General features: G+C 46.1%; 26 protein-coding genes. 5 read left to right on the forward strand and 21 right to left on the reverse strand.

The features are described 5' to 3' along the window. Positions 1-10: 10 nt before the first annotated feature. The 14 genes from POF51_RS20675 to POF51_RS20740 all read right to left on the reverse strand — a co-directional run bounded on the left by POF51_RS20675 (position 11) and on the right by POF51_RS20740 (position 12,065). Positions 11-976, reverse strand: a complete 966-nt coding sequence (locus POF51_RS20675) for an EamA family transporter (protein WP_271756005.1) — start codon at positions 974-976, stop codon at positions 11-13. 19 nt (positions 977-995) lie between these two features. Beyond that, the gene (locus tag POF51_RS20680; protein ID WP_069846400.1) at positions 996-1,448 is read right to left on the reverse strand and encodes an Lrp/AsnC family transcriptional regulator; all 453 of its coding nucleotides are present in this window, start codon (positions 1,446-1,448) and stop codon (positions 996-998) included. A 235-nt stretch (positions 1,449-1,683) separates the two neighbouring features. Further along, positions 1,684-2,466, reverse strand: coding sequence for a class I SAM-dependent methyltransferase (locus tag POF51_RS20685; RefSeq protein WP_069846402.1), 783 nt, complete (start codon positions 2,464-2,466; stop codon positions 1,684-1,686). Between the two features lie 23 nt (positions 2,467-2,489). Beyond that, complete coding sequence (locus POF51_RS20690; protein ID WP_069846405.1) at positions 2,490-4,013, reverse strand: tripartite tricarboxylate transporter permease; 1,524 nt, start codon at positions 4,011-4,013, stop codon at positions 2,490-2,492. Between the two features lie 12 nt (positions 4,014-4,025). Continuing rightward, the gene (locus tag POF51_RS20695; RefSeq protein WP_017247312.1) at positions 4,026-4,487 is read right to left on the reverse strand and encodes a tripartite tricarboxylate transporter TctB family protein; all 462 of its coding nucleotides are present in this window, start codon (positions 4,485-4,487) and stop codon (positions 4,026-4,028) included. A gap of 81 nt (positions 4,488-4,568) precedes the next feature. Further along, positions 4,569-5,603 carry a Bug family tripartite tricarboxylate transporter substrate binding protein gene (locus tag POF51_RS20700; protein WP_017247311.1) on the reverse strand — a complete coding sequence of 345 codons (1,035 nt, stop codon included), beginning with the start codon at positions 5,601-5,603 and terminating at the stop codon, positions 4,569-4,571. A 202-nt stretch (positions 5,604-5,805) separates the two neighbouring features. Further along, the gene (locus POF51_RS20705) at positions 5,806-6,873 is read right to left on the reverse strand and encodes an AbrB family transcriptional regulator (RefSeq protein ID WP_069846411.1); all 1,068 of its coding nucleotides are present in this window, start codon (positions 6,871-6,873) and stop codon (positions 5,806-5,808) included. Between the two features lie 259 nt (positions 6,874-7,132). Then, positions 7,133-8,005 (reverse strand): LysR family transcriptional regulator, encoded by an 873-nt coding sequence (locus POF51_RS20710; RefSeq protein ID WP_069846414.1) that lies wholly within the window; start codon positions 8,003-8,005, stop codon positions 7,133-7,135. A 2-nt stretch (positions 8,006-8,007) separates the two neighbouring features. Next, the gene (locus POF51_RS20715; RefSeq protein WP_069846416.1) at positions 8,008-8,709 is read right to left on the reverse strand and encodes a TerC family protein; all 702 of its coding nucleotides are present in this window, start codon (positions 8,707-8,709) and stop codon (positions 8,008-8,010) included. 103 nt (positions 8,710-8,812) lie between these two features. Next, a complete protein-coding gene (locus tag POF51_RS20720) occupies positions 8,813-9,133 on the reverse strand; it encodes a hypothetical protein (RefSeq protein WP_069846419.1) in 321 nt (106 codons plus the stop codon). Positions 9,134-9,144: 11 nt separating this feature from the next. Beyond that, the gene (locus POF51_RS20725; protein ID WP_139135920.1) at positions 9,145-9,600 is read right to left on the reverse strand and encodes a hypothetical protein; all 456 of its coding nucleotides are present in this window, start codon (positions 9,598-9,600) and stop codon (positions 9,145-9,147) included. Between the two features lie 84 nt (positions 9,601-9,684). Further along, the gene (locus POF51_RS20730; protein ID WP_069846424.1) at positions 9,685-10,512 is read right to left on the reverse strand and encodes a hypothetical protein; all 828 of its coding nucleotides are present in this window, start codon (positions 10,510-10,512) and stop codon (positions 9,685-9,687) included. Between the two features lie 23 nt (positions 10,513-10,535). Further along, a complete protein-coding gene (locus POF51_RS20735; protein WP_069846426.1) occupies positions 10,536-11,066 on the reverse strand; it encodes a hypothetical protein in 531 nt (176 codons plus the stop codon). A gap of 765 nt (positions 11,067-11,831) precedes the next feature. Next, complete coding sequence (locus POF51_RS20740; protein WP_069846429.1) at positions 11,832-12,065, reverse strand: hypothetical protein; 234 nt, start codon at positions 12,063-12,065, stop codon at positions 11,832-11,834. A 168-nt stretch (positions 12,066-12,233) separates the two neighbouring features. Between POF51_RS20740 and POF51_RS20745 the strand changes: the two genes are divergently transcribed. Continuing rightward, positions 12,234-12,503, forward strand: coding sequence for a hypothetical protein (locus POF51_RS20745; RefSeq protein ID WP_069846432.1), 270 nt, complete (start codon positions 12,234-12,236; stop codon positions 12,501-12,503). A 62-nt stretch (positions 12,504-12,565) separates the two neighbouring features. Here POF51_RS20745 and POF51_RS20750 read toward each other — a convergent pair whose 3' ends face one another. The 5 genes from POF51_RS20750 to POF51_RS20770 all read right to left on the reverse strand — a co-directional run bounded on the left by POF51_RS20750 (position 12,566) and on the right by POF51_RS20770 (position 18,943). Further along, positions 12,566-12,907: a GRAM domain-containing protein gene (locus tag POF51_RS20750; RefSeq protein ID WP_069846435.1), complete on the reverse strand. Its 342-nt coding sequence runs from the start codon at positions 12,905-12,907 to the stop codon at positions 12,566-12,568. A 135-nt stretch (positions 12,908-13,042) separates the two neighbouring features. Further along, positions 13,043-13,582, reverse strand: coding sequence for a GNAT family N-acetyltransferase (locus POF51_RS20755; RefSeq protein WP_271756006.1), 540 nt, complete (start codon positions 13,580-13,582; stop codon positions 13,043-13,045). A 118-nt stretch (positions 13,583-13,700) separates the two neighbouring features. Next, on the reverse strand, positions 13,701-15,680 hold the full coding sequence (locus POF51_RS20760) for a methyl-accepting chemotaxis protein (RefSeq protein WP_069846439.1): 1,980 nt from the start codon (positions 15,678-15,680) through the stop codon (positions 13,701-13,703). Positions 15,681-15,896: 216 nt separating this feature from the next. Next, positions 15,897-17,879, reverse strand: a complete 1,983-nt coding sequence (locus POF51_RS20765) for a methyl-accepting chemotaxis protein (RefSeq protein WP_334312672.1) — start codon at positions 17,877-17,879, stop codon at positions 15,897-15,899. Between the two features lie 131 nt (positions 17,880-18,010). After that, positions 18,011-18,943, reverse strand: coding sequence for a 3-hydroxyacyl-CoA dehydrogenase family protein (locus POF51_RS20770; RefSeq protein ID WP_271756008.1), 933 nt, complete (start codon positions 18,941-18,943; stop codon positions 18,011-18,013). A 200-nt stretch (positions 18,944-19,143) separates the two neighbouring features. On the opposite strand from POF51_RS20770, the gene POF51_RS20775 reads away from it, so the two are divergent. Both POF51_RS20775 and POF51_RS20780 read left to right on the forward strand, forming a co-directional pair. After that, positions 19,144-19,845 (forward strand): SDR family oxidoreductase, encoded by a 702-nt coding sequence (locus POF51_RS20775; protein ID WP_017247299.1) that lies wholly within the window; start codon positions 19,144-19,146, stop codon positions 19,843-19,845. A 28-nt stretch (positions 19,846-19,873) separates the two neighbouring features. After that, on the forward strand, positions 19,874-20,641 hold the full coding sequence (locus tag POF51_RS20780; RefSeq protein ID WP_069846446.1) for an SDR family NAD(P)-dependent oxidoreductase: 768 nt from the start codon (positions 19,874-19,876) through the stop codon (positions 20,639-20,641). A 64-nt stretch (positions 20,642-20,705) separates the two neighbouring features. Here the strand turns inward: POF51_RS20780 and POF51_RS20785 are convergent, their stop codons facing one another. Both POF51_RS20785 and POF51_RS20790 read right to left on the reverse strand, forming a co-directional pair. Beyond that, positions 20,706-22,127 (reverse strand): SpoVR family protein, encoded by a 1,422-nt coding sequence (locus tag POF51_RS20785; RefSeq protein ID WP_069846449.1) that lies wholly within the window; start codon positions 22,125-22,127, stop codon positions 20,706-20,708. A gap of 561 nt (positions 22,128-22,688) precedes the next feature. Then, positions 22,689-22,871 (reverse strand): hypothetical protein, encoded by a 183-nt coding sequence (locus POF51_RS20790; protein ID WP_069846451.1) that lies wholly within the window; start codon positions 22,869-22,871, stop codon positions 22,689-22,691. 197 nt (positions 22,872-23,068) lie between these two features. Here POF51_RS20790 and POF51_RS20795 point away from each other — a divergent pair, with 197 nt between their 5' ends. Both POF51_RS20795 and POF51_RS20800 read left to right on the forward strand, forming a co-directional pair. Next, the gene (locus POF51_RS20795) at positions 23,069-23,443 is read left to right on the forward strand and encodes a DUF423 domain-containing protein (protein WP_012684886.1); all 375 of its coding nucleotides are present in this window, start codon (positions 23,069-23,071) and stop codon (positions 23,441-23,443) included. 171 nt (positions 23,444-23,614) lie between these two features. Further along, positions 23,615-24,238: a DUF6143 family protein gene (locus POF51_RS20800; protein WP_017252009.1), complete on the forward strand. Its 624-nt coding sequence runs from the start codon at positions 23,615-23,617 to the stop codon at positions 24,236-24,238. Positions 24,239-24,316 lie beyond the last annotated feature (78 nt).

Below are 24,316 nucleotides of genomic sequence, written 5' to 3' on the forward strand. Positions count from 1 at the left end.
AGGGGAAGCTTCATTTATGAACCTGAAGCTTCCCTTTTTCTTTTCTTGCTACTGGTTTTGTCGCACCTGGACTCTTTTCCCGAAACATCGTGATGATGGCAACGGCTGCGATGATCATGACAGCAGCAATCAAGGTTTGGCTTGTCAATTGTTCATCAGCGATCAGCCAGCCTAGAAATACTGCGACAATCGGGTTCACATAGGCGTACGTGGAGACCAGAGAAGGCTCTGCATTTTTCAAAAGCCAAATGTACGCCGTGTAGGCGACAATAGAACCAAATCCAACTAAATAACCAAAAGCAATCCAGGAACGCAGGGAAATCTCCGTTATATGCAGCTTCGTCCAATCGTCGAGAAACAGCGACGCGATCCCCAGCAAGCTTCCTCCGATGATCATTTGCAAGGCCGTCGCCATCACAGGCGATGCTGGGAGCTTTGCATTGCGTGAATACAGTGATCCCACTGACCAGCAGATCGAGGCAAACAGAAGCGCCACGATTCCGATCGTGTCGATCCCTTGATTGCCTGTTCCCTCGGGATGGACAACCAACACAGCGATCCCCGCCAAGCCAAACAGGATTCCTCCCATGACTCCAACAGTTGGCTTTTGCTTGCTGCCACCGATCCAGTTGAAAACGAGAATCCATAATGGAACCGTAGCGATTAGCAAGGACGCGATTGCTGACGGTACCTTGAGTTGTGCCCATGCGACTACACCGTTACCTCCGAGAAGCAGCAACGCCCCAACTATTCCAGCCCCTCTCCATTCTGCAGCACTCGGCAGCTCTGCCCCTTTCCAACGTCCGATCAGGAACAGGACTAATCCCGCTAGAAAAAATCGCGCACCCGCCATAATAAAGGGTGGCATCGATTCAATAGCGATCTTCATTCCGAGATAAGTGCCTCCCCAAAACAGGTAGACCGCTAGTAACGCAATCGTAACGACAAATAATTTCGAATCTTTTTTTCCTGTCATTGTGTTTCCACCCTGGCTTTCAAATTTCTTTCCTACCATCCTCGTAGATCGTCGACAAGATGAAGGTCGTGGAGGTTTCCAGTATTTCGTCATACTGGACCATTTCATCAATCAGATTGGTGATATCTTCCGGTGCCGTCGCACGTACTTTTAGCATCATACACCACTCTCCCGCGAGCCGCTGGCATTCGATGATGGTCACGTTTGGTACCTGAACGTTCACAATCTTTGCTGTGATTTCTTTGAAATCCTGACATCTTGCTTTGACGAAAATCAATACCTTCAGCCTTTGCTCTAATTTTCTCCAGTCAATGATGCCACGGTATCCCTTGATAACGCCATTCTTTTCAAGCTTGGAAACCCGTTGGTGGACAGCTGGTCGCGAGATGTGCAGCAGCTTGCTGATTTCCTCGTGAGATATCCTTCCGTTTTCCTCGAGCAATTGAACAATTCTCAGGTCAACCTCATCCATCACATACCTCCTGTGGTTATAGTAGCATATTTTCCTTCATATAGACCATTCGTACTCTATATTGACCGAATTCAAACGAATAGTAAATACAGAAGCAAGATATCAAAAATATAATGCCAAAAAACCGTCTTGAAAGCCCCCTTATCATTACGAATCGTTACTTAGGTACCCATACAAAAAAGAACAAGCCCCCGCTTGATTGTAAGCGGGGACCAGCTTAGAAGCATCGTCCTGATCATTCTGGTTTCTCAAACAACGCCATCCACTCATCAACTTGGATGGAAACGACTTGCTCTCCTTCTTTTTCAACCGCGAAGTAGGCTTGGATTTTCTCATCGGCGCTTGTGATATGCGTGGTTACTTGCTCAACCTGCTCCTCAGTCTCAGTCGTACGTCTGACCCAAGTCGCATACGGGAACGTCTTTTTACGGATGCGCGAATGACTCTCCACCAGTCCCTCTTGCTCTATCCATGCTAACCATTCGGACCGTGAGTAGCTTCGTACATGACTGTGATCTCGAAGTTTCTCCAGCGTATTCACAAATTGATCGAGCTTTTCATCCTCTGCTGCGATATTGTCGATCAGCACAAATTTTCCACCCGGCTTTAGGACACGGGCCACTTCTTTTACAAACGCCTCTGGGTTCGGGAAGTGATGAGCCGCGATTCTGCACCCGACTGCATCAAAGGTTTCACTCAAAAACGGAAGTGCTTCCGCATCCGCAACTACATAAAAGACATTGCTTACGTGAGATTTCAGATGGTTTCGCGCCGCTGCGAGCATCGGCTGCGTCAAATCGGTCGCAAAGACTTGACCGACATGTGGAGCAATTGCCTTGGTTAGATGACCGCCACCCGTTGCCACATCGAGAAATACCCAATCAGGCGAAGGATTCAGCCAAGGCTTCAGGAGAGCGAGATCCTCTCCCGTAGCATGCGTCTGGCTATTCACATACTTTTCGGCATTCGCACCGAACTGCTGTCTGACTTCCTCTTTGATCTTTTTGTCATCGCGCATGAGAATCGCCCTCCCCTATTCTTCTATTCTTCGTTCACGATTACTTTCTTCCCTCTCATTTTCATGATCAAGGGAACGGTGATCCAGAGAACCGCAATGATCAGAAACACCAGCGATACTGGCTTTTGAATAAAGATAGAAAAATCACCATTGGACGTCGTCAACGCGCGTCGCAAATTATTTTCAATCATCGGACCCAAGACCAAGCCAAGAACGAGTGGAGCCATTGGGAAATCGTTTTTCGCCAAAAAGTAACCCACGAGTCCACAGAGGAGCAGCAAGACTAGATCAAATACGGAGACACGGACTGCGTATACACCAAACACGGAAATGGCAACGATCATAGGAATCAAATATTTAGGCGGTGTCTCAATCAGCTTCGCAAACACCTTTACGAGCGGCATATTGAGGATCAAGAGCATCACGTTTCCGATGAACATACTGGCGATCAAGCCCCAAGCGATGTTCGGATGATCTTCAAACAAGAGCGGACCTGGCTGCACGTTGTACATAATCAGTGCGCCCATCAATACCGCTGTCGTCCCTGTACCCGGAATCCCCAAGGTCAGAAGTGGGATCATCGCTCCGCCAGATGCTGCGTTATTCGCCGACTCTGGAGCCGCTACCCCAGCGATTGCCCCTTTGCCGAATTTTTCAGGCGTTTTACTGATTTTCTTTTCCAGCAAATAAGCGAGGAAGGATGCCAGAGTTGCACCAGAACCAGGAACAATACCTTTAAAAAAGCCAACCAGCGATCCACGGAGAATCGGTCCGGCACTTTCCTTCAGGTCTTGCTTGGTCGGTAAAATTCGGGAGATTTTGGCGATCTCCCCCTCATTGATATCACGTTCGAGGATCGTCTTGAACACTTCCCCGAGTGCAAATACCCCAACGGCAATCGTCAAGAATTCCAAACCGGAATAAAGCTCTGGCATATCAAAGGTAAAACGCGCCACGCCAGATACATTGTCCAGCCCGATCGTCGCGATCAATAAGCCGAAAACCGTCATCATCAATGCTTTCGTGACGGACTTGCCTGCCAACCCGCTCAGTGCACACAACCCCAAGATCATCAGCGAAAACTCATCTGCTGGACTGAGCTTGAGCGCTACTTCAGAGAGTGGCTCTGCCAAAAATACCAGACCGACAAGCGAGACAAGCCCGGCAAAAAAAGAACCAATCGCAGCGATGGAGAGAGCAACTCCCGCTCTTCCCTGCTTGGCCATCGGGTATCCGTCCAGTACAGTAACAACAGAAGATGACTCACCAGGTGTATTCAACAAAATCGAAGTGGTAGAGCCACCGTACATCGCTCCGTAGTAAACCCCTGCCAGCAAAATAATGGCGCTGGTCGCCGCTGCTTCTGGCGGCAGTCCACTCGTCAACGAAGCTGTTACTGGAATCAACAAGGCCACGCCACTTATTGGCCCAATCCCTGGTAATACCCCGACTACTGTCCCGATCAAGACACCGACAAACGCAAAGATGATATTTTGCCATTGCAGGGCAGTGGCAAATCCGTCCAGCAAATAATCAATCGCACCCATTTCATCCACCTCCTACAAGCCTAACCATGTTGGTAAACCGGGCAACGTGCCATCGAGAACTTCCACGTACAACAAGTAGACACCGAATGAAAACGCACCGGAAATGATCACGCTATTGAGCCATTTTCCTTTTTGCATCGTCTGGAATCCAACCAAAAGAAAAAGGAAGGTACTGATCACGTAGCCGATTTCCTCTAAAAGCAATACGTAGAATAATGCCGCGACAAGAATGATGAGGAACCGTTTGTAATCGAGCTTTTGCTTCTCTTTCTCGCCCTCTTGCTTGTATTTGAACGTTTCATAAAATAATCGCAGGCTGAGCAGGATCAGAAGACTTCCGAGTCCCATCGGAAAAATGTTTGGTCCGACATTGCTGCCGTAAGCGCTCGCCGAGATGTTTTGACTCCCGACCACAAATGCTACGCCTAACACGAGAAAAGCCAGACTGGCGAAGCGGTCAAATGTTTTGCTCACGCATGTTCCCTCCTGTTCGTACAAGAATCCAGAATGAAGGAGGAGAAGAATCGCTCCTTCTCCATCCCCCATCAAACCTTTTTATTTCGCCATTCCGAGCAAGCCCAAGATTTCCTTGAACATTTTTTCTTGCTCACCCAGATAGCTCTTGAAGTCTGCGCCGTTTTTGTAGCCATCGTCCCAGCCGTTTGCTTCCAGCTCTGCTTTCCACTCAGGAGTCTCTGTCATCGCTTTCAATTTTTGCTCCCAGTAAGCAACAGCATCTGGCGTCATGTCTTTTGGTCCAAATACACCGCGCCAGTTGATCAGCTCCGTGTCATAACCGGATTCTTTGTACGTCGGGATGTCCTTGAACATACCTTTCAAACGCTCAGGGGATGAAACACCCAAGATTCTTACTTTGCCGGATTTCAAGTATTCACCGGAACCGGATACATCTGTAGCCAGTACGTCAGCATTGCCACCCAAGAGAGATGCGATCGCTTCTCCGCCGCCATCGTAAGAAATGTATTTCACAGATTTCGGATCAATTCCCGCTTTTACAGCTGGCATCAAAAAGGTCAAGTGATCAAGCGAGCCAGGAGCAGAACCGCCTGCAACCGTTACTTTGGTTGGATCCGCTTTGATTGCATCCATTAACGATTTCAGATCCTTGTATGGAGAATCGGCTGCTACTACGATCGCGCCGTAATCTTTCGTCAATTGTGCCAACGGAGTCATATCATTGTAGGAATGCGGGCTGTTTCCTTCTTTTTTCACATTATTGATGACGATTGGTGTAGAGGGAAGCAGGAGCTTATAGTTGTTCTTCTTGTCCTGCGTCACGAAATCAGCCAAGCCAACTGCCTGTCCGCCACCTGGCTTGTTTTCGACGGAGATCGTCTTGTCTACCAGCTTCGTTGCTGACATCACCTTTGCAAGGGAACGCGCTGTTTTATCCAAGCCGCCGCCTGCCCCCGACGGAGCGATAACCGAGATTGGTTTTTCTGGATAGGTAGAAGCTCCTCCAGTGGATGCCGTCTGCCCACCGCCGCCTCCACAGGCTGCGAGGCTAAGTGCCATTGCCGTAGTGAGGAGTACTCCGGTCCATTTTGTCCATTTGTTTGATTTTTTCATCTTTATAACCCCCTCGATTGATAGCGTTTTCAAATAAGTTAAGGAGATCATAGCATTCGATGAAAACGCTTCCTAGTTTGTTCAGATAATTTGGATAAACACCATATTTATGATTATTTTCATTTTTTTCACGCCAAAAAGACCTGCCGTTTCCGATTAGGGAACGTACAGGCCTTGCCATTGATTCGACTGTAAAACTGCGTCAGGCGCTGGTCTCCTTTGGTTGTTTTATCCTGCTGTGGCGGTTCGTCCATGCACGAGCACCAAAGGAAAACAACGTGAGTACAAGAACCACACGAAACAGATGAAACGCCGTTACTAAGAGCGGATCGGCTCCTGTCGCCAAGGCAGTCAAGCTCATTTCGGCGAGTCCACCTGGCACCGTAGCCAAAATGGCCGTCACGATATCGGTAGCAGTCACGTAAGAAATGCCGATAGCAAGCAGGATCACCATAACGAACAAGAACAGGGAATGCATGAGACCGAACAGAAAGAATCGGCGGTTTTTGGCGATGTCCTCTCGTTTGAAGCCAAGACCGATGCTGACCCCGATGAATATTTGCGCCCCTTGGACCAGGATGTTTGGCAACGCAGGACTCTCTCCCACAAGCGATGTATTCATCGAAATCAAAGCGGTCACGAGCAAGGCACCTAGCAAGAAGGGAGCGGGTATATAACAGCGTGACGCAATCAATGCTCCAATGACACCAACCACAAGAAGCATGACTGTCTGCCCAATCCCCAGCGTGTGTTCTGTAGTAGCCGTCTGTATGGCAGCATGGGTAGGTAGAAATGTCACAAGATAAGGGGTACAAAGCACGACGCTGATCGCACGGATCGAGTGGAAAATCGTGATGACTTGTTGATTTCCTCCCGCCGTTTGCCCCACCGACACCATTTCCGATAATCCGCCGGGAATATTGCTGAAGATCGCCGTTATTCCGTCTACTCGGCAGACCTTATAAAATATCCAAGCGTTCACCAAACTGATCAAGATGGTCAAAATCGTGGTGATGAGCATCAAACCGATGTGCCCTGTCATCGTCTCGACGATTTCAGGTGTCATTCGCAGACCAAGGGTGATCCCAATCACTGTCAATCCTGCTTGACGAAACCAACGGGGAATCCAAAGATTTTTGACCCCAAGCATATTACAGATAACGGTGGTGACTAGCGCTCCGAGCAGCCAAGGAAGTGGGCTGTGGATGGTAGCAAACAGCCAGCCTCCCAGTGATCCGAGCAGCAATGTAAACAGAATACGTAGCAGCATAAGCGTTCCCTCTCCTACTCTCCGACGTTGTATGAAGCTTCTAGGGTGGGGGTACACCTAGTGTAAAACAATTGTGCTCGCAGCAAAAATACAAAATGGTTATCGTTGGCGATTCCTTGTATGAATAACAAAACGGTCATGACCGTTTTGTTTGACCGCAAGCGGTCTTATCTACTTTTATGAAAAACGTCGAGACGTTTTTCACAAAAAAACTGCTGGCTCCCATTCAGAGAGTTCCCAGCAGTTCCTTTTTCCCGGCTTAATCGATGAATGATATCTCACCCTGCTCCATGAAGCGTACAAATGCCTTGACCATTTGCAAGTCCATTGAGTCGGCATGATAAAACATCCAGGTACTTCGCTTGATCGGCTCCCCCTCTGCGCTGGTCAGCTCAATCATGTGCAGATCGTCTTTGCCATTCAGCACGCCTCGTGGAAGGATGGCATACCCCAAACCGTTTGCTACCATTTCACTGCATGTATCCGCCTTGTCGACCTCCATGCCGATCAGCGGTGGTTGGGAAAATCGTTCGGTCCACCAGTCGTCCACTAACGCCCGCAGCATCGGATCGGTCTCATAGTCGATTCGCGGCAGGCTGGGCAGGTCGTCGATATGAATGGGTTCCGTGGAAACGACATAGACCGATTCCTCGAACAGCAAGTACTTTTGGTCGGACCAATTGTAGCTTCCTCTGACGAAGCCTACGTGCACGTCCTGATTATACACGGACTTGTAGACGTCTTTGCTCCATCCTGTCATTACCTTGTACTCGACGTTTGGATAGATCTCCTTGAACTTTTTCAAGATCATCGGGAGCTTGTACCGTGCAAAATAGTTGGAAACCCCCAGCCGAAGCGTACCATTGACCTCGTCTCCCATGTTCAAGACATGCTCCTTGATATTGCGCAGTCTGAGCAGCATTTCATCCGCGCATTTGGCCAAGTATTCGCCTTGCGGAGTGAAATGGACGCCTCTACTCCCCCGTTGCACGATCTGTACGCCAAATTCTTTTTCAATCTGCCGCAGTCGTTTGGTCAGCGCAGGCTGGGACAAATACAAGCTTTCGGCTGTTTTTGTGATGTTTTGTTCCTGGTACAAGGTTTGGAGAATGTACCAATCGCGATATTCCATAGCTATAGTGTCTCCGCATGATTATTTGTCACTTCTTTATTTAACACATTTTTCTCCTTCCGTTTCAAATAGTTTCCAATCACGATCACCAGAAGTGCCAATGCTACCGGCAAAATCATATGCAACGAAGGCATTACCCCATCTAGGAAGCTGCCAACTGCTTTGTCTCCTACAATCATTTCTCCTGCTGTATATCCAAGCAAAGCCGCCCCTAATAATACGATGATCGGAAAACGGTTCATCAACTTCATCAACAACTGGCTTCCCCAAATGATGAGTGGAATGCTGATGGCAAGACCGATGATGACCAAAACCAGGTTCCCGTTCGCTGCTCCCGCTACGGCAATGACATTGTCCAGACTCATAATCAGATCAGCAAAAATAATGGTTTTAAGTGCCTCAACAAAACTCGCTCCGCCACCAATGTGACTGTCCTCATCCTCACCTTTTAACAGCTTGACCGCAATCCAGATGAGCAAAAGTCCTCCGACGACTTGGACAAACGGGATTTTCAACAGCCAGATGGCAATGAAGGTAAGAATGATCCGCAATCCGATTGCACCGAAGCTCCCCCAAAAGGTGGCTTTTTTCTGCAGCTTTGGATTCAGGTTCCGACAGGCAAGAGCAATAACGACTGCATTGTCTCCGCTCAGGACCAGGTTGATCATAATAATTTGTAGTAAGCTAAGTAAGTATTCTGTCATGATGTCTCCCTCCAATGTTGCTGATACTGACAATAATAGACCTATCTTTTCGTTAGCGCAGTATTATTTCTATTATTTGCATATATTTTTTAAAAAAGACAGGCTACTTCTTGTATCCATACACAGAATAATCCGCTCGCACTTTTCGAATCGCTAGCCAAACCGGCAATCCTCTCGCTACCCAGCGCAAGGCAGACATAATATTTTGTTCATTTTCAAACTGCTCGACAATGATGACGGTCTTTTCATTGATGTACGTCTGTAGCTCCTCCCACCCCATTGCCGAATAACGGTCAGTACCGTACGTTTTCAGCGCCAAAAAGTCTTCGCGTTTTGGGTCCTTCAGTTGGAGGAGATGTTGAATGGCTCTCGCGCATTCGGGATGAATGGATGAGTCTGGAAGATTTATGTAGCTGTGTTTCATGATGCGATGCCTCACTTTGGAACCGGATGACCTTTTTCCAGCACCTGATATTTTTTGGTTTCATTCTTCACGATTTCGATTGCGATTTTGTTCTTATCTGGTACGCTTTTTATTGTGTAGTATATACTACCCGGGAGGAAGTAGGGAGTATCCCCCTCTTTGAACTCCTCCCATTCGCCTATTCTACTCACCGTGCCAAGAACTTTATCTATGTTGGTTTCGGTAAGATCCTCTTCAACCGGAAAATAGAAGTATCCATCATGGACAAGATATTCATTTGAATTATCTTCCGATTTTTTGAGCCAATTCGGTTCTTCAGAATCAAATGCTGTATTTTCTATAATGGAACGAGAACTAGTTGAATATTGAGCTGTAATTGAGTCTTCTATTTGAGAGATACCCATATTGGCACTTAATATCCCAAGAGCGCTTAGCATTATGATAACAATAAGCCATTTTCTATTCATTAATCCCTCACCGCCCTGGAAAAAATAAAAAACCTTACTCCATGTTATATGAAAGAAGTAAGGTTTGCTATCCGACATTTTATTCTATTTCTTGTGTTTCTTGTCGGATGGTTTTTTGTCATCTAATTTTAATTCTTTATATCCTTTGGTGTCGTCTGTATCAAACATCCTGCTGGTGGTTTTCGCTAAATTAGTCTCAAAGTTTATATTTAAAACTTCAATACTGTTTTTTACATTCCCACCTTTATCTGTTGTTATTAATTTTAATAGAACCCCTGTTTTTTCATCTACCCACATTTCAAATGATGTGGATTTTAATTTCTTTGACAAATCGTCCGAGAGCTCACCCGATATAACTACTGCATTTCTTTCTAAAAACATTTCTTCACTAGTAATTTTGTAATTTTTGGCCTTGTCATCTAACCAAAAACCATACTCTTGTGGAAATGTTACTGTCTTGGCTATCAATGCCTTTGCGGGGTCTTGTCTGTAAATATATACATTTGCCTCTTTTCCATCAGTATCTTTTTCTTTTTTTACTCGTTCTCCCTTTGGTACTTCTACAGAACTAGAACTTTTCATTTTCAAATAAGTTTTGCTTGTATTATTTAACTGTAAAACAAATTCTTCATCAGCAACTAGTTCTTGGGTGGTTTTTCCAGAAGGATCTTTTAGGACTGTCCTACTTCCTGGATTTTTACCCTGTTGCACCACAAATTCAGCTGTATATTTCTTTCCAGCGACATCATACTTAAATTCACCTTCTACATACTCGTAATAATCAATGGCATTTAACATTTTTTCCCGAATTGAACCTTCGGGACTCTCCGCTTTCACAAATCCAGTCCCTAATTGAGTACTGATTAACACGACAGCAAGAAAAGGAATAACTGAAGTAAATAATCGTTTCAAAATAATCTACCTCCTTGATTAATCTATTCAAATGTTTCCTCTCTAACCTTAACGGCATCAGCACCTAGATTATCATTATCTACGCCCGCAAACGCGTATACATATATAGTAGTAATATTGGAACCAAATCCAAGTTGCTCTCCTTCACCTATATAATTCCACCCCCCTGGTGCAGTATTCTGATCAATAGAACCTACCATTACTGTTCCAAAACGACTGTCGTCATATTTAGCCATATACATAGCATCAGCTCTAAATTTTGTTTCATTAAGGTAGACCCAAACTTCAGGGGACATTAATTGTATTGGTTCGTCCCATGTAAATTCCCACCAGTATACTCCTGCACCATCATAATTAATTCGGTAATCATTCCCCCAAGAATCAGTATCCTTTTCAAGATCAAAGTCTCCAGTAAACCAATCAGCACATTCAGCTTTTGTTGATCCATTATCACAAGTTTCCGTCTTATATCCTGCACTCACAAGATTAGCGTTAGAAAATACAATACCTAGAAAAAGAACGAGATTCGTAAGATAAATCCAACTTTTTTTCATAATTCTCCTCCGCATATAGTAGTAATAACATCAATTAATTTAAGCAAAAAAAATGTTATTCCCACCTCCTAGTTTACTTGAAGTTCAGTCTTACAGATTTGCGAAGGTATCATTTTCCTTTTAATGGAATATATTAGAATAATAACCTTATCACCTACAAATTTCTACAAAATTCACTCGACACTTTTTGATACAACTCATATATCTAATTATCGATCTACTATTATTGACGTATCTTATTCTTTAATTAAGATTTCCTCACATGATTTCTCTCTTATCAAGAAGAGATTAAATGACTTTTCTTCCCCATTTTTCAATTCGTACTTTCTAACGCAGTTATATTTGCAGCACATCAGGTCGCTTCTCTGCTTCAATATACTGTTCCATAAGCTCCACAAATCGAAATTCCCAAGATATCAGCAATCACTTTAATCTTCTCATTCCAATACTCGAATCTGTCGGCTTACTAAGCCAGCCTTCCTTGCTAGCTCTGAAAGTGTTAATCCTACTCGTTCTCGGTGTAATTCTTCTTTATAAGTTCTCACAAAATTGGATGCGATAGTACCTCTTCTTTAACTTTCATACAAAGTTAACCACCATCTTATGTATCTTTTTAAAAATTTTCCATATAAAATAATTTATCACCAAGCTTTGTTTTCGGGAACATTTTCTAAGACAGAGCATTATTCCATTATTATGATTGATGGTTAAAATCATATTCTGCAGTTGAGCTCGGCGTACTAACCATCAGTTAAGATCGCTTACCTAGGATATATGCAGGAAGCTTCTACTAGAAGCTTTCATAAAATAAAAAAGGCCATCATCACTTTGGTAGGATAACGACCTTTTGTGCTTCTGTTGATTCAGTTTTTCTGCTCTGGTCTTCGTCGTCCGCTGTCTCATGTCAGCAAAAGCGAAAATGCTTCTGTTGAGATCCGGATTTCTTTTGCCTTCACGGGCCAGCTTTTCCCGTTGCTTGCGTGCTGCGCTTTTTGCCATTGTCTTTCACTCCTTTTTTACGGCTCTTACAATGGATACCGTCCTTGGTATTATCATAGAACGCTTCCTGTGTTGTTGCAACGAAAATAGTAAAATCGCCTACAACTCTTGTCCATTCCTTTTTCTCCCCCCTGAATAGGATAGATTGACGGGAGGTGTTAAGTCTCGATGAAAAAGAAAAGAATCACTGCGAGACGCGTGGAAAACCAAGTGTATTCCAATCGGGTTCTGCGCTCTGAATTCGATCGCAACTGGCGTACGGTAATCTCCAGAACTGGTTACGTTATTTATATTGCAACAGCGAATCGAGCAAAAATAACTGTACTGCTTTCAAATGGATCTAGGAAATTGCTCATCTTCAGACAAGGTGGAAGAGTATTGGTTGGCGGTGGGGGTACCAGTCATTATAGCAAACCGCACATTGCAAAGGACTTGTAAGATGTGGGAATCGCCTTGCGCAGCATTGCTTGTGGCAGGGCGATTTTCATTGAACGGATAGCTTACCTCGTCTTAATGATCACCGTCATTTTTTGCTTCATTTTTGTATCCTGGATCATTCCGATGATCTCCGCTCGTTTCCATACAACAAATTTATGCTCTTGTCCGTTATGCATCTTGATTTTCATTCCGTTTGGGATCACGAACAGCGTATTCCGCTTTTCAACTGCCGCCATATCCTTCAAGTTTAATTCGAGAGGTTGTGTTTGAATATTGAGACTGTGTGGTTGAAAATAAAGTCTTTCACTCGTAATCGTTAACCTCCCACCTACTCCTTCCATTCCTCTGAATAGGTATGCTGCTATATTCTCTAGCACGATCGATTCGTTTCGCCTGAGTTCCATTTCTTCCTTTTCCCCTCCGACATACGATTCCGTTTTTTCTCGAATTGGTAGGCACTTCATATTACCATAATTAGGAATAAAGAAACAAAATAGATGGCTTCAACAATCTACTGCGTTTCTTTTCATTAACTATCCCTACCTATTCAAAAAAGCACTGGAGTATACAACAACGCCCGAGACTTGAGCCAGTGCATTTTCTTGCAGTTCCAAAGCCATAAATACCTCATCCGGTACGTCGAAAGGTGCTTTTATTCCCCAGTGCGAAGCTTTTTGGAAGCCAAACTTTGGGTAATATTCGGAATGCCCGAGAACAACAACAGATTGGTATCCCCGTTCTTTTGCTTTTTGGAGGGCTTCGAGAATTAATTTCTTTCCGATTCCTTTGCTTTGATAACCAGGCAGGACTGACACTGGGGCAAGTGCAAGTGACTCTATGCTCTGATTGTCATTGCGAATGGATATTTTCGACAAAAGAATATGTCCAACGATTTGTTGATTTTCTTCATCAATCGCAACTAGAGATAACACGGGGATGAATGCATCAGATTTTCTGATGCGAGACACCAATTCATGTTCTTTGTGATCGCTGAACTCCGCATTCGCGAATGCACTTTTTACGACCTTTTCAGTAACGGAATAATCATCTACCTGTTCTATTCTGATCCTCATGTTCATCGTTCCCATCTCCTAAATCCATATCGCTTGTGTTGCCCATATGTTATCACATCTATACAGCGAAGCGCCCTGCTCGTATGACTAGAGACAGGGCGCTTCGTTTGTTTAGGGACACAGATTAATAGGTAAACTTATTGATCAATACTTTCAGCTCTTCCGCCAATGACGACAAGGATTGAGCGGAGGATGAAATCTCTTGCATGGAGGCGAGCTGCTCCTCGGTAGAGGCTGCTACTTCCTCGGCCGTTTCGGCATTGCTTTTCGCAATGGTGACGAGCACATTGGCTGTCGCGGTTACTTCCTGAACAGCAGCCAAGATTTGCTGTGCGATCACGGAGACCTCTGCGATATGTGGATTGGTCAGTCTGGTGCTTTCCATGATGCCTTCAAACTTGTGAATCGTCTCCTCCGAAACGTTCAAGCCTTCTGCAACATCCAGTCTGACTTTTTCCATGTTGTCGACGGATTGCTTAGTTTCCCGCTGAATCTCTGAGATCAATTCAGAAATTTGCTTGGCCGACAATTGTGATTGCTCAGCCAACAGGCGCACCTCTGTAGCAACAACCGCAAAGCCTTTGCCATGCTCACCAGCCCGCGCCGCTTCAATCGCAGCATTCAATGCCAGCAAATTCGTCTGCTGGGCAATTCCGCTGATGACATCCGAGATCGTGCCGATTTCTTTCGAACGATCATAGAGCGATTTGGTCATGCGATCCGACTGCTCTACCGATTCATGAATCGACTTCATCTGACTCATGACCTGAGCGACAAAGTTGCCACCTTCTTCTGCCTGAACCGTTGTTTGCTGAGCAGTATCCGACAACACATTGACACTCTCTACAATCCGTGTGACCCCTTCCGAAATGTCATGCAATGAGCGAACATTTTGGTCGATTCCGCTCGTTTGTTGTTCCGCACTGCCAGCTACCTCCTGAACAGCAGTCGTTACAAGCTCGGTTGCAATGCTCGTCTGCTGCGCACTCGCAGTCAATTGCTCCGAAGACGCTGCTACTTGCTCCGCTCTGGCCTCGACATCGGAAATGAGCGCGCGCAGGTTATCCTGCATCGTGTTAAAAGCATGGCCGAGCTCACCAATTTCGTCGTTTGACCGTACTTTAATCGGGTCAGTTAAAATACCTTGGCTCACTCTGACCGCATGTATCTTCACTTCCTGGATGGACTGGAGAAGGGAACGCAGTACAGCTGCTACAATGAGTCCTCCCAGCACCAAGCAGATCGTAATCGTCCAAAACGTTTGCGCGAAAATCGGCTGTGCAGCATCCTCAACCTCAGACAGGTACATCGACCCGGCAATTTTCCAACCAGTAGCCGGATTCGTCACATAGTAAATCTGTTTCGGGATGCTTTGCTCCTCGTAATTGAATTTACCTGTGTCTGCTTGATACATGTTATCGTAATAACTTTCTTGTGCCAGCGTTCCTGCCTGATTTTCCGGATGGACGACATACTTCTTATTGCTGTCCACTACGATGACATCTCCATCGGAACCGATGCTGACTGAGTTTGCCAGTTGTTTGATCTGTTCAATCCCAACTGTAATGCAGATAACCCCTGCACCATCCTCCGTCGTTCTTGCTACCGCTACTAAAACCTCACCTGATACCGCCGAAATATAGGGCTCTGTCACGACGACAGTCCCTTTGTTTTCCATCGCTCTTTTGTACCAGTCTCTCGTACGCGGATCAAACCCTGCCTGTACTTCTTGCTTGGGAGCGCGGAAGTACTGTCCGTCAACCGTTCCCAGACTGATACTGGACGCTTCCGCATGCATACCCATATACATCTCCAGATGATGCATGATTTCTTCTTGAACATCAGCTGATTTCACGCTAGGTGTGATATCTTTTGCCAAATAGTCAGCATCCTTCTTTTTGCCTTCAAACGTATTGCTGACGATGAAGTTGACCAAATCGACGTTTTCGTTCGCGCTGTCCATGATCTGTCTTTCAATTTCTTGTTTCGCTTGATGGTAAGCCAGGCTTCCCACGACAAGGGAAGGGACTAGCAGAATCAAGAGAAATGTGATGATAAGTTTGGTTCGATAGCTTCTGAACCAATTCCTAAGGTTAACTTTCACTTCATTTCATCTTCTTTCTAAGTTGTATTTGGATAAACGATTCATGTTGGTGAAGTCCTAATTTTTTATATCGGTAACGAAGGAAACTTAATGAAGTAAAAAATATATAGAACTGTAATAGATATAAAAAAAGCGGGGAGTATACGGCCCCCGAGGCCATAGAAAAACCGCCCTGCTTATGTATGATAGACAGGACGGTCGATATTGATTGACTATTTAGTAGCGAAATTTATTAATCATCGCATTTAGCTCTTCTGCCAACGATGACAGAGATTGGGCAGAGGCTGAGACTTCTTGCATCGATGCGAGCTGCTCTTCTGTAGAAGCGGCTACTTCCTCTGCGGTCTCAGCATTGCCTTTTGCAATCATCGCCAACTCGTTCGCTGTTACCTTCACTTCCGCAACAGTTGCCACGATTTGTTGAGCGATCGACGAGACCTCCTCGATACGAGGATTTGTTTGTTTCGTGCTTGTCAAAATTTCCTCGAATTTATCAATCGTACCTTTGGAAATCCGCAAGCCTTCCGAGACATCGCGTCTGACTTTCTCCATAGTCTCAACGGATTCTTGCGTATCGCGTTGAATTTCTACGATAAGGTCGGAAATTTGCTTGGCCGATTCCTGCGATTGCTCCGCCAACAGCCTTACCTCTGTTGCTACAACCGCAAACCCCTTGCCATGCTCGCCAGCCCGCGCCGCTTCGATCGCTGCATTCAGTGCCAGCAGGTTTGTTTGCTGCGAAATTCCACTGATCACTTCGGAGAAGGCAACAATGTCTCTGGAGCGTTCAGAAAGGGAATGGACCATGTGATTGAGCTGTTCCACAGATGCGTGAATCGAGTTCATCTGGCCCATCACCTTCTGAACCGATTCGCCGCCTTCACCAGCGTGAATGGTTGTTTGCTCAGCGATATCCGTCAATCCATGCACACTCTCTACAATTTGCGCTACGCCGGCTGATATATTTTGGAGAGAGTGGACGTTTTGGTCAATTCCATTCGTTTGGTTCTCTACGCTGCCAGCAACTTCTTGCACGGCTGTGGCAACATGCTCAGTGGCGATGCTCGTCTGCTGCGCACTCGCAGTTAATTGCTCAGACGAAGCGGCCACTTGTTCTGCTCTTGTCTCTACATTTGAAATAAGCGTGCGCAGGTTGTCTTGCATCGTATTGAACGCGCGGCCCAGCTCTCCAATCTCGTCATTGGATCGAACCTGGATAGGCTCCGTCAGTATGCCCTCACTCACTTTGACTGCATGTACCTTGACCGCTTGAATCGATCGGATAAGCGAGCGCAGAACAACGGTTACGATCAGTCCTCCTACAATCAAGCAAATGGCGATTGTCGCGTACGTAAAGGTGAAGATAGGCTGTACAGAGTTTTGTATCTCCGAACGATCCAGCTTTCCAGCGATTTTCCAGCCAGTCAACTCATTCGTCGTGTAGTGCACTTCTTGTTCGTTACCTTGCTCGTCATAACGGAAGTCACCTGATGTACCTTCATACATTTTTTCAAAATAGCTCTCTTCAGCCACAGTGCCAGACTCTTTTTCAGGATGAACAACGAACTTCTTGTTGCTGTCCAAAATCATGACGTACCCGTCGCTTCCGATACTGACCATGTCCGCCAGACCTTTGATCTGCTCGACGCCCATCACAATGCCGACTACACCTGATCCATCATCCGTCGTTTTAGAAATGGTAACGATGACTTTGCCTGATGCTGCTGAGACATACGGCTCGGTAATGACAGCCTTCCCCTTATTTTCCATCGCTTTTTTGTACCATTCTCTCGTTCGCGGATCAAAGCCAGCCTTAACTGTTACCTTCGGGGATTGATAATACTGTCCGTCCACTGTGCCCAAACCTACGCCATTCGTGTCCGGAAGCATTCCACTGTAAATATCCAGATGCGGCATGACGAGCGCTGCACTGTCTTTGGTAGGATACATGCTTTTGTTAATGGTTTTTGCTAAAAACTCAATAGTATCCAGCTTGGGTTTAAACGTACTCGTCACAATCGAATTGACCAGCCCGACATTTTCTTTGGCGCTGCTCAAGATCTCCTTTTCCATCTCCTGCTTCGCCTGATTGGAAGCCAGTGTTCCAACGACAATAGTAGGAACAAGCAGAATTAACAGGAAGGATGAGATTAACCTCGTTTTAAAGCTTCTACTCCAATTTATTAAGCGAACTCTCACTCATTCTCAACTACTTTCTAGGTTGTATTGGGGAAATTTTTTCCATGATATAACCCCAATCTAATATCGGCTAGGAATGAATGCGTATGTAGTGAATTTTTTACGAATAAAGTATTTTTCTGTAAGTCACTTCAACCGCGATTCATTTTCCCCAAGCGGATGAACTGTTCGTCACGTACACGAAGCTTTTCTGAGACAGACGTATCCATATACGAGTATATACCTGCTCCGGTCTTGGTACCGAGATTGCCTTCTGCTACTCTTTCTTCAATAATGGCGGGTGCTTTTGTCGAAGCATCCAGCTCTGGCGCTAGGTTATCCATCACACGCTTCCACGTATCGAGTCCACCAAAATCCGCCGTCTCAATAGGCCCGACAAAAGCCCAACGATAGCCAATTCCATCCTTCATCACCGTATCGATCTGGGCTGCATCTGCCACACCCTCTGCAAGCAAGTGAAAAGCTTCTCTCATCAAGGCTGTTTGCAGCCTATTGGCGATAAAGCCCGGTACATCCTTTTTCAGCAAAACTGGGGACTTCCCGATCTCTTCCATCAGCTGCATCGTCTTGTGAACCACTTCCTGCGCCGTGCTCTCGTGCCTGACTACCTCAACCAACGGAACCAATTGGGCTGGATTGAAAAAATGTGTAATGATAAAGCGTTGTGGCGTAGTTGCTTTTTCGATCAATCGTGCAATGGAAAACGTAGACGTATTGGAAGCAATAATCGCATCTGGCCTCGCGTATTGCTCCAGCTTTTCAAACAACTCCCACTTTAGCTCGATGACTTCTGGTACCGCTTCTGTAATGATTTCTGCATCAGATACTGCCGCTCGCAAATCCGTGGTCAGGACGATATGCTCGAGCGCCGTTACTCTAGACTGGTCTGCAATCACTCCCTCTGCAACCAGAAGAGAAAGACTGTGCTCGATGCTAGCTCTCGCTTTCATCAAAAACGCTTCCTGCAAATCATAAAGAGAAACACGAAATCCAGCCAATGCGTATAGCTGCGCGATTCCATGTCCCATAACACCTGATCCGATAACAGCCGCATGCTTTTCCATAGAAAGAGCCTCCCAGGGGTGAAATAGGTTTACTAACAAAGCTTTCCACGATCAAATACCTAGTTCCTGCCCAGCAAATTCCTACTACTTTTACCGAAATTCATCCCTATGGCGCTTGCTGGGGAAGTCAAATTTCTGTACCATTAAACAACATATAAGTATCCAATTATTGGATGGATGTTTCGTATATGGAGGTACACATGAAACTACTGAATAAAATCGTGGTCATCACAGGAGCCAGTCGAGGATTGGGTCTTGAAATGGCAAATGTTCTGGCAAAAGAAGGAGCGATTGTTTGGGCAACCTCTCGATCCGCGCCTCATCCGAACGAGATCGCACACGCTGAACCTGGAAGTGTGACGAATATACAGCTGGACGTGACAGACGAGCAAAGTGTCCTTGCCCTATTTGCGCAAGTACAAAGGTTATACGGACGTCTAGATGTCCTCGTCAACAATGCAGGAGTCGGCGTGTTTAAGCCTGTTGAACAAACAAGCTTAGAAGAATGGGAGAATGTTTTCCGCACCAATGTAACCGGACTCTTTCTTTGCAGCCGTGAAGGATACAAGGTAATGAAAGCTCACGGAGGCCGAATCATCAATATCGCGAGTGTCTCCGGATATATTCCCATTGCGGAAAACGGCGTTTATGGTGCTTCGAAATTTGCCGTCCAAGGCTTTTCTCAAATTTGCAATGAAGAATGGAAAAACGACAATGTGCGGGTCTCTACCATTTTTCCCGGCGCCGTTCATACAAACATGACGGAGGACCGGCATTTTTTTGATCCGAGTGCGATGCTCGTACCAAAAGATGTGGCAGATACCGTGTTAGATATCGCCTCCCGTCCCCTACACGTTCGAATCGATGAAGTCAAAATCCTTCCTCCTAAAGGCATTCTCTAGATGACAGATTAATAAGGAGAGTTTACAAATGCAGCAAGTAGCAATGATCACAGGAGCAGGCAATGGGATCGGGGCCGCAGCAGCAAAGCTTTTGGCTCAGCATGGGGTCCGTGTCGCTGTTCTTGATGTACAAGAAGAAAAGGCACAAATAGTCGCCCAAGAAATTAATCAGGCAGGCGGTCAAGCCTTGTCCATTCGCTGTGATGTCGGTCAACGAGCGCAAGTTGAAGAAGCCATCCAGCTTGTGGAATCGCATTTCGGAGATATCACCATCTTGGTCAACAATGCAGGAGTGGGCGGTCCATTCCACCGGGTGGACGAAGTCTCCGATGAAGAATGGGACTGGATCATGAATACCAATTTGAAGAGTGTATTCCTGTTTTGCAGAAACCTGTTGCCCAAGATGAAAGAAAGGAACTTCGGGCGGATCGTAAACATCGCTTCTATTCAGGGCTTGCTAGGCTCTGCACATTCTTCCACCTACGTCGCTTCCAAACACGGCATGATCGGCTATACAAAAACAATAGCTGCGGAATGGGGAGAGCATGGGATTACTTGCAATGCCATCTGTCCGGGATATGTGGATACCGCGATGGGCGTACGTCCGGAGGATATTTCGGATTACATGAATCGAGTCATCGTCAAAAGCCCGGTGAAACGCGTAGCTCAGCCGTTGGAAATCGCCCAGATGATTTATCATCTCGTCGGACCGCATAGCGGGTACATCAACGGAGCGAGCATCACCATGGACGGCGGGATCAGCAGTCACATCGGAATTACGGATCAGTTGTCCTAGTTCGGACACGTAGAAAAAGCCGCACGCTCGGTCAGCTTCCACCGGGCATGCGGCCTTTTTTCTCCTATAAAAAGCGGCGGTGCACTTTCTTGCCGTCGTACGTAAACAACACTTGTCGATCCTCCACCATCGATTCCAGGTGAACGGATTTCCCCCACAAGGTATAGACGTAAGGCAATGTTTTTTCTACGTATTTGACATCCAGCTCCAGCCCCTCGAAATGATGCTTCAAGTACAGCTCTCCGGAGCGTAAGTAATCCCCATCATGCACGAGTACATAAGGAAATCCCCCGTTAACCCGTGTGCCCGCAAGACCATCGCGTACCTGTTCCCACTGCTTTTCCGCGACAACCCAATCGTTGCCCTGCTTGCCGAACATATACAAGTCTAGATCACTGACGAGGTCCTTGGTCAGGAAGTTGCGAATGAAGCTGATGTCGGACTCCAGCTCACGCACCTCGAAAATTTTCGCGCGTCCCTCTCCTGACTTGCGCCCGAAGCGCTCCTGCTCTTCCTTCGTCGGATTATCCCAGCGTTTTTCAATGTCCTCCAAAATTTTCAGACCCAAATGATACGGATTAATACTCGTCGTCGAAGGCTGAATGACGGAGGAATGCAGCTTGGCAAACTCGATCGTCTCCGCTTCCGTCAGCTCCATTTCCCGCAGGATGCGCATATGCCAGTAGGTGGCCCAGCCTTCGTTCATGATCTTCGTTTCCATCTGCGGCCAGAAATACAGCATCTCATCTCGAATGATCGTCAGCACATCCCGTTGCCAATCGTCTAGGATATTGCTGAATTCCATAATGAATAGCAATAGGTCTTTTTCCGGCTCTGGCGGGAATTTGCGTGGTGCTTTTACTGGCTCGGCTTCCTCTTTTGCTTTGCGGTCCAATCCCCAGAGATCGTCATAAGGAGATTGCCGTTCGTTCCTCGTCTTTTTGTTCGACTCCTCTGGATCTCGTTTCCAACGCAGCTTCGGGCGCAGCAAGCTCGGATCGATGTGTTCCTGAATCGCCAAGCTCGCATCGAGCAAATTCTCGACAGCATCCTTGCCGTACTCGATCTCATACTGGCGAATCCGCTCTCCACTGGCCGCCATGCTTTCGACCATATCCCGATTGGTGTTGGAGAAGCGCACATTGTTTTTGAAAAAGTCGCAGTGAGCAAGCACGTGAGCCACAATGAGCTTGTTTTGGATCAAGGAATTGCCGTCCAAAAGAAACGCGTAACAAGGATTGGAGTTGATGACGAGCTCGTAGATTTTGCTCAGATTCAGGTCATATTGCAATTTCATCCGGTAGAAGGACTTTCCAAAACTCCAATGCGAAAATCGTGTCGGCATTCCATACGCGCCAAATGTATAAATGATGTCAGACGGGCATATCTCGTATCGCATCGGGTAAAAATCGAGATTGAACCCTTTGGCGATCTCAGTAATTTCGTCAATGGATCGCTCCAGTTCTTTTCGCTCGTCGTTGGTCAAATCGTTTCGCCTCCCCCTTTTGCCGTCGGTCTACTTTATGTATATGGAGGACCATGCTAAAAGACGCCAGCATTTAGAAAAGATATTGCTTTTCATTCAAACAAATAATCAACTATCTAAATTGTCGTTCAATCACTTCATCGCAAGATATAAATACAGAATATCCTTTAATTCCTAATTATCGGGTGGTAATCTTGAAGTAGATGTAAGAGAATCTACTATAATAGACCCTTGGTTCTGAGATGAGGTGAGATAATTAAAACTTTTGGGTACTTAATTACTTTCATACTCAACTTAATAGTAGCTTACTTTATTTACGATCAATCCAGCTATGTAAAACCTCTATTGCAGTCTATTTTTATAGTGGCCTTGATCGTTATAATGGATTTAATCTCGAATAAAAAGAGTAATCAAGTAAAGCACAAATAAGATGCATCTAAACAGCCTTAGTCCGGTAGTAGTTCGGACTAAGGCTATTTCTGTAAATTTGCTCTGTTATTCATCCAGAAAAAAAGGCATCCCCGATTGGAGACACCCTTGATTTGTTTTCTATCTTACTTCTTAACCCTTGAACCAGTCGCGTACACCAGAATAAATAAGAGCTCCTGCGAATACGACCACAGCGGTGAGACCAACTCCATCTATTAGCGGGTCCAATCCATTAAGGAAGGAACCAGCTACCGGTGCTTTCAGCAATGCGTAGCCACCGAGGAGACCACCTACGTTGGAAATCCATTTGTTCATCTTACGTCACCTCCCGTCGCAGCAGCCTGTAAGCGTTGCCACTGCGATACTTTACTTTATGACGGAGGTTGACAAGCGGTCTGTACGGTAGTCCAAGGCGTGTTCACCAAATTACAATTGGGCTTTCATGCCTGATTTACGTTAAAATAAAGAACAGACAAGTGTACAGGTTATGCGAAAAAAGGAGTGACGCACTCATGAAGCTGTTTTTGATGCTTGGCAGTATCAGTGGATTTCTTTCGGTTGCGTTAGGAGCATTCGGAGCACATGCACTGAAGGAAAAACTGGACGAGTATTCGCTGGGCATTTTCCATACGGGCGTGACCTATCAGACGACACATGCACTGGCTCTGGTGCTGGTTGCCCTGTTGCTCAAATGGTACCCGGATTCTTCTGGCCTCGTTTGGGCGGGCTGGTGCTTTACAGCTGGTACGTTGATCTTCTCCGGCAGTCTCTACACGCTGGCGATGACCGGAATTAAGGTTCTCGGTGCGATTACGCCGATTGGCGGAGTTTTGTTCCTCGCAGGATGGGCGCTACTTGCCATTCATGCCTGGAAAACCGTATCGTAGACAAAAGCTTGCAAAAGGTTGGGATTTTCATTCCCAGCCTTTTTTCTATCCGTCACGCCATGACTTCAGCGGAACTTTGCCTGCCAATAACGCCAGCTCCTGACACCCTCCATGGACGATTGCCATATGCTGTAGGGTTAGCAGTTACCCCACTCAAAAGGAGAGGAAATCATGACAAAGCCCTCCTATACACGCCCCTCGTACTTTTATGGTGGAATACCGGATGTCTACATGCAGATGGGGTACTATCCGTTTCCCACTCCTTCTGCTACGGAACAGCTGAGTCGGAGTGTTCACATTCCGTATGCGATGTCGATGGCGGATCAATGTAAATACTTCATGGGGCAATCGGAAAAAATGATCGTGAGCGATGGGGCTATCGGGATCGCTGCCTTGTCGAATCCCTTACGCTCCGGTGTTCATTTGTTTGTCCATCACTGGATGGTCACCAATCCATCCCCGCACCCGATAGAAGCACATTTCTTGTTTGGCAAAGGCTCCTCCCTCACTGGTGCAACTCTCTCACGTCAAGTGACTTCTGGTTATATTCAACTCCCCGCTTGTCCCGCCGCTCAAGGGCAAGTTTTGCATGGCGCCGGTATGACGGATACCTTTTCTGATCACATTCAGACCGCCACGCGAATCATTCCGGCGTCCTCCACCGTTGAGGCAACCCCTGGCGGACAGTGGATTCTCGGACCAGGAATGGCGCTCATCGTTCGCGTTCCAAACACTGGTGAGAAGACAGCCTTTTACCTTTCAATAGACTGGTGGGAACAACCCGTATATGGGTAGCTCTCACTGGAACGCTTGACGGACAAGTCTAGTCGCAACAAAAAAGGGAACCCCCAAAGGAGTTCCCTATCATTTCAA

Origin of the sequence: Brevibacillus sp. AG (genome assembly GCF_028369215.1) — a bacterium.
GTDB lineage: Bacteria > Bacillota > Bacilli > Brevibacillales > Brevibacillaceae > Brevibacillus > Brevibacillus porteri.